Raw genomic sequence first — 13,314 nt, 5'->3', positions numbered from 1 at the left:
CGGGGCTCCCGCACGTCCGTGACGAGCACGTCGACCGAGGCGATCGTCAGCTCGGCGTGCCGGGCGAGTTCCGCGGCGACCGCGTTCCGCACGCCGCGGCGGTCTCGGTCATCGGCACCCCGTAGCGCACGGAGATCTCGACGTGCACGGCGACCGGCGCGCCGGGCGTCTCCACGTCCCCGTCCAACCGGCACCGCCCGACGAGCACGCCGTCGATGTCGTCGCCGACGCCGCGCACGAGTGCACGCACGGCGCCCTCGGTCAGTGCGAGGTCGGCGGCCGGATCGGGATGCGCGATCGGGATGCGGCGCCCCGACTGCACGTCGAGGCGGATGCCCGTGAGGATGCGCCCGACCCAGTCGTCGTCGGCGGGGCTGGCCGCGGCCTCCTCGTCCAAGAGGTCCTGCGTGGCGCGGCCGAGGCGCTCGAGGGCGGTGAGCGCGGCCCGGCACTGGGGCGAGTCGTCGATCGTCGGGTCGGCGGGCTGCCGGCCGGCCGCGAGGTAGTCGCTCAGCTCGTCGAGGGTGTGCCCGTCGATCAGCTCGTCGGGCGGGAGGAGCGGATCGGTCATCGCCAGTCCTCCATCGCCTCGAGCAGTCTCTTGCGGCCCCGGGCCAGCTGGCCGCGCACCGTGGATGCGGGGATGCCGAGCTCCTCCGCTATGTCGTCGTAACTGTACTGCCCCACTTCGCGGAGCACCCAGCATCGCCGCTGCAGCTCGGGCAGTCGGTCGAGCGCCGCGCCCAGCGCCTCCGTCGCGGAGTGCGTCTCGGCCAGCCGGCTCGGCTCCTCGCGCGCCGGGGCCGGTGCGTCGAGCTCCGAGATGTCGTCGTGCTCGTGACGCACGCGGATGCGGTCGATGCACCGTCGGCTCAGGATGCGCATCAGCCAGCTCTTGACCGCTGCCCCCTCGTCCAGCTCGCCGAGCCGCCGCCACGCGGTGACGAACGTCTCCTGCACGACGTCGTCCGACTCGTCGGTCGACCCGAGCATCCGGGCGGCATAGGCGCGCATCAGCGGACCGTGCCGGCGCACCAGCACCTCGAACGCGACCGTGTCGCCGTCGGCCGCGCGCCCGGCGAGGAGGCCGTCGGCCGCCTCCCACAGCTCGGACACGCTGGACCTCGGCACAGCACCCCCTCTGCTCGGCGGTCTCTTGGGCGACCACACGCATCATGTTAGACAGACGATCAGCACGCCGAGCGGAGGGCCGGGAAAAAAACTTCGCCCGAGAGCGTGACGAATGCATGCCTGCGCCCGTCTCAGCGGTAGGAGTCACCACGGTGACCACCGCGGGACGTCCCCGCGGACAGAGGGAAGGATCACGCATGGCAAACACAACGACCACCACCACCGCCGGTTCGAGCATCGTGTCGGCGCAGGGCAAGACGGTCATCAACGACGCCGTCGTCGCGAAGGTCGCCGGCATCGCGGCCCGCGAGGTCCCCGGCGTGTTCGCGCTCGGCGGCGGAGCCGCCCGTGCCTTCGGAGCGATCCGCGAGGCCATCAACGCGACCGACCTGGGCCAGGGCATCAGCGTCGAGGTCGGCGAGACGCAGGTCGCCGCCGACGTCACCATCGTCGCGGAGTACCCCGTCGCCCTCCAGAAGGTCGCCGCGGACGTCCGCACCGCCATCACCCAGGCGATCGAGCAGATCGTCGGCCTGCAGGTGACCGAGGTCAACGTGACGATCAACGACGTGCACGTCCCGTCCGACGACGATGAGGACGAGCAGGAGGCGCGAGTCCAGTGACCTCCGCCCGGTTCGGCGTCCTGGTCGCCGGCGCGCTCGCCGTCGTCTGGGCCGTGTTCGGCTTCTGGGTGTTCCTCGGCGTGGCCGCCGCGATGCTGGTCGGCTACTTCGTCGGGCGCCTGCTCAGCGGCGAGATCGACGTGGCACGTCTGGCCGACGCGCTGCGCGGCCGCCGCTCGTCGTCATGACGGCCGGGCGCGACCGCATCGCCCCCAAGGCGCTGGAGCGCCTCGCGCGAGCGGTCGCGGCCGAGGCGCTCGGGGTCCGGCTGGCGGAGACCTCCGTGCGGATCTCGGACGCCGGCGGCGCGCTCGCCGTCCGCGTCCAGTCGCCGGTGGCGCTCCCGCCGCTCGGCGCCGGCTCCGCCGCCGGTCTGACCGTCCGGCTGGCCGACGCCGCCGCCGACGCCCGTCGGCGGCTCGCAGAACTCACCGGCCTGGAGGTCGCGCGCGTCGACGTGCGCGCCACCGGCGCCGTCATCACGGAGAGGAGGGTGCGATGAGCATCCCCGCCACCCGCATCGTGCGACGCGAGACGCATTCGCCGCGCTCCACCGCCGCCGTGATCGTCGCGCTGTGCGTGGCGCTGGTCGTCGCGTGGGTCGCGACAGAAAGCGTGCTGTCGCTCCTCGGCCTCCGTCCGCTCCTCCTCGCACCGCGCGGGATGCTGTCCGCCGTCGCCGGGTTCCCCGGCGCATCGCAGGCACCGCTGATCGCCGTCGCGGTGGTCGCCGGCCTCGTCGGGGTGCTGCTGCTCGCGGTCGCGCTGCTGCCGGGCCGACGGGCACGCCGCCCGCTGGAGGCCGAGCACGCGATCGTGGTCGCGAACGACACCATGCTCGCCTCCGCGCTCGCCCGCGCGGCGGCGAGGACGGCCGCGGTCTCGCCCGACGCCGTCAGCGTGGCGCTCGGTCGCCGCAGCGCCACCGTCCGCATCATCCCCGTCTCCGGTACGCGCGTCGACCGCGACGCGGTCCGGGAGGCCGTCTCGGCGGAGTTCGCCCAGGCCGCGCCGGCCCGCCCGGCCCGCGTCTCCGTGCTCGTCTCCGCGGCAGGAAAGGTCGGATCGTGAACAACACCAACCGCGCGCTCAACCGCGCACTGCTCGCCGTCGTCGGGCTGCTCTCGCTCGCGATCGCGGCCTCCCTCGTCTGGCTGCTCGTCGTCCCGGGCGCCGGCGCGCTCTGGCGCACCTGGTCGACGGCGGCGCTGACCTGGACGGACGACGTGCTCGGTCGCCCGCTCTGGACCGGGACGACGGTGAGTCTCGCCGCGGTGATCGCGCTGGCCGTCGCGGTCGTCGTGATCGTCCTGCTCCTCGCCTTCGCGCTCCGGCAGGGCGGCGGCTCGACGGCCACGGTCGTGCGGGCCCGCGGCGAGGACGGCGAGATCGAGATCGACACCGCGGTGCCCGCGAAACTGCTCGTCGAACGCCTGCGCGGCGTGCCCGGCGTGGCGGGGGTCGCCGTCAGCGCGTACCGCGTGCGGCGGCAGCCCGCGCTCAAGGTGACGGTCGACTGCCGTCGCGGCGCGTCGCCCCGCACGATCGTCGACGCGATCGACGACGCGGTCCTCCGGCTCGGGGATGCGCTCGGCACGGAGCCGACGGTCTTCGCGCAGCTGACGGGAGGCTTCCGGGCCCGCGTCCGCACCCCCGTCCGGGTCGACACCTCCACGCCGGCGGTGCGTCCCATCCCCTAGCCTGGTTCGCATGACAGTTGTCGTCGAAAACCTCCCGCCGCTGACGTGGAGCAACGGAGCAGGACAGGCCGAGCAGACCGCGGGGGGCGAGGTCGTCGTGACGGCGGTCGCCGGCAGCGACTGGACCAACGACGCCTTCGGTGGCCCGCAGCAGCACGCGGCGACCTCGCTCGGCTTCACGCCGACGGAGGACTTCGCCCTCAGCGCGCGGGTGCGGGTGACCTCCCCGCGCACCACCTTCGACGCCGGCGTGCTCGCGATCTGGGGCGACCGGGACCACTGGGCGAAGCTCTGCTTCGAGAACTCGCCGCAGGGGCAGCCGATGGTCGTGTCCGTCGTGACCAACACGTTCTCCGACGACTGCAACTCGACGATCGTCACCGACGACCACGTCCACCTGCGCGTGGTCCGCTCCGGCACCGGCTGGGCGTTCCACTCCTCGCGGGACGGCGTGACGTGGGACTTCGTGCGCGTCTTCCGGCTCGACTACGACGGCCCGGTGAACGTCGGCTTCATGTCGCAGGCGCCGATGGGCGACACCTGCGTCGCGGTGTTCGACACGATCGCGTACTCCACCGACGTGCCGGGCGACTTCCGCAACGGCGACTGAGCCGCCCGCTCAGGCGGCCGGCGGCGTCGGCTCCCCGAGCGACAGCATGAGGCGGTTGGCCCAGTTGAAGAAGGCCGCGCCGTTGATCGCGTCGATGATCGCCAGGTCGTCGAGCCCCGCCTCCCGGAGCTGCCGCACGTGCTCGGGACCGAACGCGTCGGGGATCACGGTGAGGGCGACCGACGCGTCGATGACGGCGCGCCACTGCGGGTCGTCCTGCTGCCCGGCCGGCCCCTCGTCGAGCAGCCGCTGCACGTCGTCCGGGCGCTTGGACTTGTGCGTGGCGAAGCGGGAGTGGACGGACGCGCAGAAGATGCAGCCGTTGGTGCGGGAGGCGCTGGCGGCCGAGAGCTCGCGCAGCGCGCGGGTGAGGCCGCCCTTCTCGTTGTAGAAGATGTCGTTGTCGGTGCGGGTGCGGGCGCCCAGGATGTCGGGGTCGCGCACCAGCAGGCGGAAGTACGGGCTGTTCGCCCGGCCCTTGTCGACGAGTCCCTCGTAGTGCCGCTCGGTCAGCTCGTCGAGGGGCAGCGGCTCCAGCCACGCCTCCCAGCCGAGCTCGGCCTGGGTGAAGGCGTTGGGGGCCTCGAAGTCGTGCCGGATGACGGTGTCGCTCATGCGAGCTCTCCTTTCAGGACGGTGAGCCCCGCGACGACGCGGAGCTGGAAGCTGAGGAACGCGACGAGCTGGGACAGCGTGACGATGCCGGTGGTGGACCAGCCGGCGTCGAGCAGGGCCTGCAGGGCGTCGGCCGACGAGTCGCGCGGGCGGTAGACGAGCAGGTGCGTGTGGGCGAGCGCGGCGGCGAGACGCTCGCCGGCCGCCGCGGACAGCGCCGCGTCGGGTGCCCACACGAGACCGGCGACGTTCTCGACGGTCAGCGGCCCGGCGGGGTAGTCGCCGTACGGGCCCTCGGTGAGCGCTCCGGGCAGCGCGGCCTCGAGGGCGGCGAGCAGGTCGGCGTCCTCCGCCGCGAGCAGGTCGCGATAGTGGGAGGCGGTGGGTGACTGCGAGAGCGCGACCGTCCAGTAGGCGATGGCGAGCCGCTCGCGCTGGCCGACCTCCTCCCGCTCGTCGGAGTGGAAGAGGGCGTCGTAGCTGGCCTGCGCGTTGGCGCGCGCGCTCGGCCGCTGGTCGCGGAGGGCGTCGAGGGCGTCGCCGGGGGCGATGCCGACCAGTTGGTCGATGACGTCGGTGGGCATGGACGGTCCTTTCGATGGTTCGCGGGGGTCTGTGGGTCGGAGGGCGGAAGGGCGGGCTCTCCGCGGGGTTCAGCGGGTCAGCGGTGCGCGGGCGCAGGCAGGGCCGGCGCCCAGTCGAGGAGTGCGGGCCCGACCTCGGCGGCGATGAGCTCGAGGGAGCGCAGCACCGCGGCGTGCGGCGGGTCGATGGGGTGCGGCTGGAAGGCGACGTCGGTCGCGCGCGCCAGGATCGTGTCGGTGCGCAGCGTCGCCAGCACCTGCTCCGGCGTCCCGATGTGCACGTCGAGCCAGGCCAGCAGCTCGGCGTCGGAGACCCCGTCCGGCACCTCCAGCCCCTGCGCGTCGATGAAGCTGCGCCCGCGGTCGATGCCGCGCCGGATCCACGCGGCCGCCTCCGCCTCGGTGTCGACGACCAGCGCCGATCGCGACGCCAGGATGCGCGGCTCGACGCCCTCCGGGAGCGCGGCCAGGTAGGCGTCGACGATGGCCTCCTGCAGCTCGGGTGAGGTCGGGTCGGTCCAGTTCTTCCGCGGCTGGGTGCGGGAGAGCATGAGGCCGTTGCCCCGGCGCCCGATGCGCTCGGCGCCCGCGGCCGAGAAGGTCGCCTCCCAGATCGCCCCGAGCAGGTCGGGTGCGGCGGGATACAGCGCACCGCCGTCCGATGTGAGCTCGTCCCCGCGCAGGGCGGCCACCAGCGTCTCGCGGTGCCGGTCGTAGATCGCGGCGCGGTCGCCCGACTCGTGGCCGAACGGCGGGAACGAGGAGGGCGTGCCTCCCGAACCGATCCCGAGCTCCACCCGGCCGCCCGACAGCAGCTGCAGCACGGCGGCGTCCTCCGCGACGCGCAGCGGCTCCTCCAGGGGCAGCGTCACGATTCCGGTGCCGAGGTGGATGCGGGAGGTGCGCGCCGCCGCCTGCGCGAGCAGCACGAACGGCGCCGGGAGGCCGCCCTCGTTCTCGTGGAAGTGATGCTGGGCGACCCAGACGCTGTCGAGCCCGACCTCCTCCGCGCGCACGAACTGGTCGATCGCGTTGCGGTAGCGGTCGAGTGCGCTCCCGTCGTCGAGCAGCCGGGTGAAGAACCCGAGCCGCTGGGGTCGCTGGGCCGTGCCGGTCACTGTCCCGCCTTTCCGAGGTACGCCTCTTGGATCTGAGGGTCGTCGAGCAACTCCTGCGCCGTGCCCTCGAGCACGATCGCGCCCGTCGCGAGCACGTAGCCGCGGGAGGCGATGGAGAGCGCCAGCTCCGCCTGCTGCTCGACGAACAGCACGGCGACGCCGAGCTCGCGGTTGATCCGCACGATCTCGTCGAGCACCTGATCGACGAGCTTCGGCGACAGTCCCATCGTCGGCTCGTCCATGCAGACCAGGCGGGGCCGGCTCATCAGCGCGCGGGCGAACGCGAGCATCTGCTGCTCCCCGCCCGACAGCGTCCCGGCCTGCTGGCGGCGGCGCTCGGCGAGGCGGGGGAAGTGGGTGCGCATCCGCTCGAGGTCCTCGGCCACGCCGGCCTTGTCGCGCCGGGTGTACGCCCCGGCGATGAGGTTCTCGTCGACCGTCATCTCGGGGAACACGCGCCGCGCCTCCGGGACCGAGGCGATGCCGGCGGCGATCCGGCGGCGGGTGGGGGCGTGCGTGACGTCCTCTCCTGCGAACCGGACGGTGCCGGACTTGGGCCGGACCAGGCCGAGGATGGTCTTCATCGTCGTCGATTTGCCGCTGGCGTTGCCGCCGAGGAGCGAGACGATCTCCCCCTCCCCCACGGTGAGCGAGTTGCCCCGCAGCGCGTGGAACGGGCCGTAGTAGACGTTCACGTCGTCCAGTGCGAGCAGCTCGGTCACTTGAGGTCCACCCCTCCCAGGCCGCGGCGGCGGCCGAGGTACGCCTCGACCACGGCGGGGTTCGTGCGCACCTCGTCCGGGCGCCCCTCGGCGATGATGCGGCCGCCGTCCATCACGATCACCCGATCCGAGACGGTCATCACGAGGTCGAGCTTGTGCTCCACCAGCAGGATGGTCTGCCCGGCCGCCTTGAGCTCCAGCAGCTGTTCGAGCACCTCGCCCGTCTCGGACTGGTTCATGCCGGCCGTCGGCTCGTCGAGCACGAGCAGCCGGGGCGCGAGCGCCAGCGCCCGGGCGATCTCGGTGCGGCGACGATTGGCGTAGCTGAGCGAGTACGCCGGGTCGTCGCGGCGCGGCCCGAGGCGCGCCTCGAACCGGTCGATCTCCGACTCGACGACCGCGTCGATCTCCTTCTGCTCGCGGCGGGAGGCCGGCGTCCCGACGATCGCGATGTACAGCTCCGCGAGCAGCGGGATCCAGCGCAGCAGGAACAGGTTCGACAGCCGGCGGAACGGGCGGTTCGCGCGGAGGGTCGAGTGGAGCCCCACCTCGATGTTGTCCGCCACGGACAGGGTCGCGAAGACGCGCCCGTTCTGGAAGGTGCGGGCGATGCCGTGCTCGGCGATCCGCGCGCTGTCGGCGCGCTCGATCCGCTCCCCCTCCAGCGAGATCGTCCCGCTGTTGGGCCGGAAGGTGCCGGTGATCAGGTTGAGGGTCGTCGTCTTGCCCGAGCCGTTGGGCCCGATGATGGAGACGACCTCCCCCGGCGCGACGGAGAAGGAGATGCCGTCCACGGCCTTCACCCCGTCGAAGTGGCGCGCGAGGTCGCTCACGTCCAGCAGCGGCTCGCTCATGCGTTCTTCACCAGGATCCCTCCCGGCCGGAACCGCACCGCGAGGATGAGGACCAGCCCGTAGACGATGATGCGCAGCTCGGGCGTGAACCGCAGCAGCTCCATCGCCCCGATCAGCACGATGGCGCCGATCACGGCCCCGTACGGCAGGTTGATCCCGCCGAGGATCACGATGGTCACCACCAGCAGCGACATCAGCATGGTGAAGATCGTCGGGTCGATGTACGTGTACTGGTGCGCGAGCAGCGAGCCGCCGATGCCCGCGAAGAAGCCCGAGACGGCGAACGAGAGCGCCTTGTAGTTGCGCCCGCGGACTCCCGAGGCGAGCGCCGCCACCTCGTCGGAGCCGACGGACGAGATCACCTTGCCGAGGTGCGACCGGCGGATCCGCCACATCACGAGCAGCGTCAGCACGAGCACGCCGAAGTCGATCAGGTAGTACGCCTGCGGGGTGTTCAGCGGCGTCCCGAACCACTCGGGCACCGGGATGTTGTAGAGGCCCTGCGGCAGCACCAGCTGGATCACCGCGACGATGGCGATGCCGAGGCCCAGCGTCGCGATCGAGATGTAGTGGCCCTTCACGCCCCAGATCGGCGACGCGAGGATGGAGGCGACCACGGCGGCGACGATCCCGGCGACGGGCAGCGCGACCCAGAACGGGAAGTGCAGGTAGAGCGAGAGCAGGGCCGAGGTGTACGCGCCGATCGCGATCGGGCCCGCCTGACCGAGCGCCATCACCCCCGCCTGCCCGGCGGTCACCGTGAACCCGGCCGCGATGATCGCGTAGATCAGCACCTGGGTGCCCGTGGTCAGCACGTAGTCGTTCGCGACGAGCGGGATGACGACCCCGCCCACGACGAAGGCGGCCAGCCACACCCAGCGCGGGATGCGGATCGGCCGGCCCTTGCCGAGGAAGGTGCCCGTCAGCGGTTCGCTCGAGACCAGCGGCACCTTGCCGAGCAGCCCGCCCGGCCGCACGATGAGCACCACGATCAGGATGACGAACACGATGATCTCGCGTGCCGTGTCGCCGAAGAAGTGGATGCCGAACGCCTCCAGCACGCCCAGCACGAAGCCGCCGATCACCGCCCCCACCAGCGACCCGAGGCCGCCGAGCGTGGCCGCGACGAACGCGGTGAGGCCGACATCCAGGCCCGAGGTCGGGTTCGCGACGCCGACGTAGAGGGCGATGAAGACGCCGGCGAGACCGCCGAGCGCGGAGGCGATCACGAACGACACGTGCTGCACCTGGCCGACGGGGATACCCATCTGCAGGGCGGCCTCCTGGTCCTGCGCGGTGGCGCGGATGGCGCGGCCGACCTTGCCGTACTTCAGGAACAGCGTCATCACGATCATGATGACCGCCGTCGTCCCGAGCATCACGACGTCCGAGGTGCCGAACCGCATGTTGCCGATGTGCAGGTTGGAGGTCGGCAGCACGTCGGGGAAGACGCGGAACTGTGCGCTGAACGCCATCTGCGACGCGTTGTCCAGGATCAGCGAGATGGCGTACGTCGAGAGCATCGCCGCCAGCGGCAGGTACTTCGCCAGCGGGCGGACGACGGTCACGTTGATGAGCAGGCCGAGCGCTCCGCAGATCGCGAGCACGACGATCAGGGCGAGCCAGAACGGGAGCCCGATCTTCACGATGAAGAACCAGGACAGCATCGCGCCGAGCCCGAAGAACGAGAACTGCGCGAAGTTGACGACGTTCATGACGCCGAAGACGAGGGAGATGCCGACCGCTCCGAGGGCGTAGACGTTCCCTCGGAGCAGGCCGGCGATCAGAGTGTCGAGCATGGTGAGTGCGGTGGCGTCGACGGACTAGCCGTTGTACGCGACCCAGCTGCCGTCCTTCAGGATGCTCGGGGTCAGCTGCGGCGACGCGACGCGGCGGGTCGACTGGTCGAAGGTGATCTTCCCGTAGACGACGCTCGGCACGTCCTTGACCTTCTTGAAGCCCGCGAGGATGCCCTCCCGGCTCGTGCCGCCGATCTTCGCCGCCGCGACGGCCACGTTGAGGGCGTCGTAGGCGCCGGCCTCGAAGCCGGTCACCTCGGTCTCCTGCGGGTACTTCTTCTTGAACGCCTTCACGAAGTCCTGCACCTCCTTCGCCGGGTTGGAGGCGAGGAACTCGGCGCCGTTGATCGCACCCTCGGCGTCCTTGGTGCCGTCGAACGACTCCTCGTCCTGGCCTCCGTAGAAGGTCTTGTCGTAGCCGATCGCGCGCAGCTGCGTGACGATCTTCGCCGCGTCAGGGCCGTAGCCGATGTGCACGAACGCCTCGGGCTTGCCGGCCACGGCCTTCGTCAGCGACGGCCGGTAGTCGTCGGAGGTGTCGAGCACGCCCTCCGCGTCGGTGATCTTCAGGCCGACCTTCTTGGCCTCCGCCTTGAAGGCGTCGAACGCGGGGATGCCCCAGTCGGCGGTGTTGAGGTAGCTGACACCGACGGAGTCGATGCCCTGCTTCTTGATGTAGTCGGCCGTCCACGTGTACGTGGCGCTCGTGGTGATGGAGGTCGACCACTGGTACTGCGTGCCCTTGGCCGTGAAGTCGGGGTTGGAGTTGTTGAAGCCGTACTGCAGCAGCTTGCCCGCGGTGTAGATCGGCGACGCCGGGATGGAGGCCGCCGACGAGTAGTCGCCGAACACCAGGCTGATGCTGTCGTCGCCCACGAACTTCTGCGCGACCGCCACCGACTGCTTCGGGTCGGACTGCGAGTCCTCGTACTTCAGCGCGACCGGGTGCCCGTCGATGCCGCCCTTCGCGTTGACCTGCTCGACCGCCAGGTCGAAGGCCTCCTTGAACTGCTCGCCGTACTGCGCGTACTGGCCGGTCGTCGCGGCCGAGACGCCGAAGTACACGGTGCTCTTTCCGGACGAGCTGTCCGTCGACGCTGCGGAGTCGCTGGCGCAGGCGGCGAGGCCGACGATGGTGAGCGAGGCCACGGAGACAACGGCCGCGCCACGGAGGAGCTTCTTCATGGGGGTGTCCTTCGAACGGGAGGGGGTCGGGGGTGGACCGAGGCTAGGACTCCCCAGCGGCCCACCGCGACCCTCCCCGTCACAGTCGGTAGCGGCACGCAATGGACGTCACAAAGTTTGCGCGTAGCGGGGGGTGTGTGCTCGCGCGATCCGCACCTCCCCAGATCACCTATTCGGCCACGGCGTGGCGGCGACCAGGATGGGGAGTGCTCAGCCCTCCGAGACGCCGAGGGCCGGAACGAGAGAACGGATGCGAGCGATGTGCACACGAGTTGTCTGGCCCGACGCCAACGGATCGGTGATCGTCGGACGGAACATGGACTTCCACATGGATCTCTTGACGAACCTGTGGAAGCTGCCGCGCGGGATCGAGCGCACCGACGGCGCCAACGGCACCCTGACCTGGAAGGCGAAGTACGGCAGCATCGTCGCCACCGCCTTCGACCTCATCGCGACCGACGGGATGAACGAGGAGGGTTTCGCCGGTCACGTCCTGTGGCTCGCGGAGTCGGACTACGGCACGCCGGAGGCCGACGCCACGCAGCTGAGTCAGGCCGTGTGGCTGCAGTACTACCTCGACAATTTCGCGACGGTCGCCGAGGCCGTGGAGTGGACGAACACGTCGCAGGTCGAGATCGCGCAGCTCTTCGATCCCACCGGCCACATCGTGCCGACGCTGCACCTCGCGATCAACGACGCCACCGGGGACTCGGCGATCATCGAGTACACCGACGGCAAGCCGAAGGTCTACCACAGCCGCGACTACCAGGTGATGACGAACTCCCCCACGTTCGACCAGCAGCTGGAGCTCGTGAAGAAGGTCGAGGGGCTCGGCGGCGACCAGCCGCTCCCGGGATCGACGCTCGCGAGCGATCGCTTCGCGCGCGCCTCGTTCTACGTCGCGCACCAGGTGCAGCCGAAGACGCAGCTCGACGCGATGGCGGCCATGTTCAGCATCATCCGCAACGCCGCGCAGCCGTTCCGCACGCCGGAGCCGGGCAAGCCCGATGCGTCGCAGACGATCTGGCAGGTCGTGCTCGACCTCACCAACAAGCGCTACGCGTTCGAGTCGACGACGCGGCCGAACATGGTCTGGATCGATCTCGACAAGGTCAGCTTCGCCGAGGGCACGAAGGTGCTCAAGCTCGACCTGGTGGGCCGCCTCGCGCTGGAGGGCGGGCTCGCCGGCGACGTCAGCCACAAGTTCCACGACCCGGGCGAGCTGACGGAGGACCTCCTCGCGGTCGGCCTCGACGCCCTCGAGATCGTGGCACGGAAGCAGGACGAGTTCGCCGCCGTCACGAAGGCCGTTCAGGAGCTGGTCGGCGCGCACCCGAAGGCGGCCTGATGCACGACTCCTGACCGCGGCGGCTCGGGCCGTCTAGGTTGTGAGTGAGGCCATCACGACCCGCAGCCGTCACGGACGCCGCTGCGCGACCGTCAGGGGGAGTTCCATGATCCAGCCCGCCACGAGCGGCATCGCCATCCCGGACGACCACGGCGCCAAAGCACGGGGCTGGCTGATCGCGTACTACGTCACCGGCAGCCTGTTCGTGGCCGCCGCGTTCGCGAACCTCATCGTGTACGTGGCCTCGTTCTCCACCCGGGCCTTCGGAGCGGTGCTCCTCTGCGCGGGCCTCATGCTGCTGTTCGGGATCCTCAGCCTCATCTGCGCGCTCACCTGGTCGAGCTACAACGCCTCGACCCGTCGCGAGCTCGCCGACGCCCTGGCCCGCGCCGGCCACCATGGCGTCGACGCGAAGCGGCTGCTCCAGACCAAGCGGCCCCTGGTCGCGTCGTCGGCGGGCGTGCTCCTGCAACTGCGCCGCGAACGCGACGACCACCGACGGCAGTGGATCCTCATCGACGCGTTCCCCCTGGCCGGCATCCCGCTGAGCACGCCCTGACGCGGATGGGGCCCCGGACAGCCTCCGGGGCCCCACGGTTCAGGCGTTCCGCCGCTCCAGCGACAACCCGTGCCCGAAGCGGAACAGCGGGTCCTTCGTGTCGAACGGGACGTCCTCGCGGCTGGCCTCGACGGCCGCCATGCTCGACGGCAGATCGAACGGGAGCGCTCCGCTGGGGGTCGCCGCGCCGGTGAGCACGTCGAGCAGAGCGCGTGCGTTGGCTCCGTAGTTCGCCACGATCGCGGCGGGGGCGTCGACGAACGGCGTGAGGATGGCCGGGCGGTCGAGGTGCACGTCGACGATGGTCGGCACGGCCGCGGCGAGCGAGCGGAGGTGCTCCACGGCCTCCTCTGTGAAGTCGAGCGAGCCCTGGTGGAAGAAGTTCTCGAACGTCGTCGCCCGCACCTCGAACGGCGCGTGGGTGCGGACGATCGCGTAGTCGGCCTCCGCCGGGGTCGCCACGACG

At 71.2% G+C, this 13,314-nt stretch carries 18 protein-coding genes; 8 read left to right on the top strand and 10 right to left on the bottom strand.

What is annotated here, in order from left to right; all coding sequences use genetic code 11:
• Nucleotides 1-46: 46 nt before the first annotated feature.
• Both BGO91_RS09905 and BGO91_RS09900 read right to left on the bottom strand, forming a co-directional pair.
• The gene (locus tag BGO91_RS09905) at nt 47-571 is read right to left on the bottom strand and encodes a hypothetical protein (RefSeq protein WP_290472595.1); all 525 of its coding nucleotides are present in this window, start codon (nt 569-571) and stop codon (nt 47-49) included.
• Nucleotides 568-1,131: an RNA polymerase sigma factor gene (locus BGO91_RS09900; protein WP_290472594.1), complete on the bottom strand. Its 564-nt coding sequence runs from the start codon at nt 1,129-1,131 to the stop codon at nt 568-570. Before BGO91_RS09900 ends, BGO91_RS09905 begins: the two co-directional genes overlap by 4 nt.
• Before the next feature lie 197 nt (nt 1,132-1,328).
• Between BGO91_RS09900 and BGO91_RS09895 the strand changes: the two genes are divergently transcribed.
• Genes BGO91_RS09895 through BGO91_RS09870 form a run of 6 tightly spaced genes read left to right on the top strand, consistent with a single transcriptional unit; the run spans nt 1,329 to nt 4,064 of the window.
• A complete protein-coding gene (locus tag BGO91_RS09895) occupies nt 1,329-1,754 on the top strand; it encodes an Asp23/Gls24 family envelope stress response protein (RefSeq protein WP_290472593.1) in 426 nt (141 codons plus the stop codon).
• Nucleotides 1,751-1,942: a hypothetical protein gene (locus tag BGO91_RS09890; protein ID WP_290472592.1), complete on the top strand. Its 192-nt coding sequence runs from the start codon at nt 1,751-1,753 to the stop codon at nt 1,940-1,942. Before BGO91_RS09895 ends, BGO91_RS09890 begins: the two co-directional genes overlap by 4 nt.
• A complete protein-coding gene (locus BGO91_RS09885; protein WP_290472591.1) occupies nt 1,939-2,256 on the top strand; it encodes a hypothetical protein in 318 nt (105 codons plus the stop codon). The genes BGO91_RS09890 and BGO91_RS09885 overlap by 4 nt, the downstream gene beginning before the upstream one ends.
• The gene (locus tag BGO91_RS09880; RefSeq protein ID WP_290472590.1) at nt 2,253-2,825 is read left to right on the top strand and encodes a DUF6286 domain-containing protein; all 573 of its coding nucleotides are present in this window, start codon (nt 2,253-2,255) and stop codon (nt 2,823-2,825) included. The genes BGO91_RS09885 and BGO91_RS09880 overlap by 4 nt, the downstream gene beginning before the upstream one ends.
• Nucleotides 2,822-3,454, top strand: a complete 633-nt coding sequence (locus BGO91_RS09875) for a hypothetical protein (RefSeq protein WP_290472589.1) — start codon at nt 2,822-2,824, stop codon at nt 3,452-3,454. Before BGO91_RS09880 ends, BGO91_RS09875 begins: the two co-directional genes overlap by 4 nt.
• Nucleotides 3,455-3,464: 10 nt before the next feature.
• Nucleotides 3,465-4,064 (top strand): DUF1349 domain-containing protein, encoded by a 600-nt coding sequence (locus BGO91_RS09870; RefSeq protein WP_290472588.1) that lies wholly within the window; start codon nt 3,465-3,467, stop codon nt 4,062-4,064.
• 9 nt (nt 4,065-4,073) lie between these two features.
• On the opposite strand, the gene BGO91_RS09865 is transcribed toward BGO91_RS09870, so the two are convergent.
• The 7 genes from BGO91_RS09865 to BGO91_RS09835 form a co-directional block, all read right to left on the bottom strand.
• The gene (locus BGO91_RS09865) at nt 4,074-4,679 is read right to left on the bottom strand and encodes an alkylhydroperoxidase domain protein (protein ID WP_290472587.1); all 606 of its coding nucleotides are present in this window, start codon (nt 4,677-4,679) and stop codon (nt 4,074-4,076) included.
• Nucleotides 4,676-5,263 carry a CMD domain protein gene (locus BGO91_RS09860; protein ID WP_290472586.1) on the bottom strand — a complete coding sequence of 196 codons (588 nt, stop codon included), beginning with the start codon at nt 5,261-5,263 and terminating at the stop codon, nt 4,676-4,678. The genes BGO91_RS09865 and BGO91_RS09860 overlap by 4 nt, the downstream gene beginning before the upstream one ends.
• A 77-nt stretch (nt 5,264-5,340) precedes the next feature.
• Entirely contained in the window at nt 5,341-6,381 is a 1,041-nt protein-coding gene (locus BGO91_RS09855; RefSeq protein ID WP_290472585.1) for a putative FMN-dependent luciferase-like monooxygenase, read from the bottom strand.
• Entirely contained in the window at nt 6,378-7,103 is a 726-nt protein-coding gene (locus BGO91_RS09850; RefSeq protein WP_290472584.1) for an ABC transporter ATP-binding protein, read from the bottom strand. Before BGO91_RS09850 ends, BGO91_RS09855 begins: the two co-directional genes overlap by 4 nt.
• A complete protein-coding gene (locus BGO91_RS09845; RefSeq protein WP_290472583.1) occupies nt 7,100-7,957 on the bottom strand; it encodes an ABC transporter ATP-binding protein in 858 nt (285 codons plus the stop codon). The genes BGO91_RS09850 and BGO91_RS09845 overlap by 4 nt, the downstream gene beginning before the upstream one ends.
• Nucleotides 7,954-9,756 (bottom strand): ABC transporter permease, encoded by a 1,803-nt coding sequence (locus tag BGO91_RS09840; RefSeq protein ID WP_290472582.1) that lies wholly within the window; start codon nt 9,754-9,756, stop codon nt 7,954-7,956. Before BGO91_RS09840 ends, BGO91_RS09845 begins: the two co-directional genes overlap by 4 nt.
• Nucleotides 9,757-9,780: 24 nt before the next feature.
• The gene (locus tag BGO91_RS09835; RefSeq protein ID WP_290472581.1) at nt 9,781-10,941 is read right to left on the bottom strand and encodes an ABC transporter substrate-binding protein; all 1,161 of its coding nucleotides are present in this window, start codon (nt 10,939-10,941) and stop codon (nt 9,781-9,783) included.
• A 199-nt stretch (nt 10,942-11,140) separates the two neighbouring features.
• Here BGO91_RS09835 and BGO91_RS09830 point away from each other — a divergent pair, with 199 nt between their 5' ends.
• Nucleotides 11,141-12,289 (top strand): linear amide C-N hydrolase, encoded by a 1,149-nt coding sequence (locus tag BGO91_RS09830; protein WP_366925295.1) that lies wholly within the window; start codon nt 11,141-11,143, stop codon nt 12,287-12,289.
• 106 nt (nt 12,290-12,395) lie between these two features.
• Nucleotides 12,396-12,848, top strand: a complete 453-nt coding sequence (locus BGO91_RS09825) for a hypothetical protein (protein WP_290472579.1) — start codon at nt 12,396-12,398, stop codon at nt 12,846-12,848.
• Between the two features lie 39 nt (nt 12,849-12,887).
• Here BGO91_RS09825 and BGO91_RS09820 read toward each other — a convergent pair.
• Nucleotides 12,888-13,314: glycoside hydrolase family 3 C-terminal domain-containing protein (locus tag BGO91_RS09820; RefSeq protein ID WP_290472578.1), on the bottom strand; the 427-nt coding region annotated here is incomplete at its 5' end.

The sequence above is a fragment of the Leifsonia sp. 71-9 genome, assembly GCF_001898805.1.
In the GTDB taxonomy this organism is placed as follows: domain Bacteria; phylum Actinomycetota; class Actinomycetes; order Actinomycetales; family Microbacteriaceae; genus Leifsonia.
This window is presented reverse-complemented; position numbering and strand designations above follow the sequence as displayed.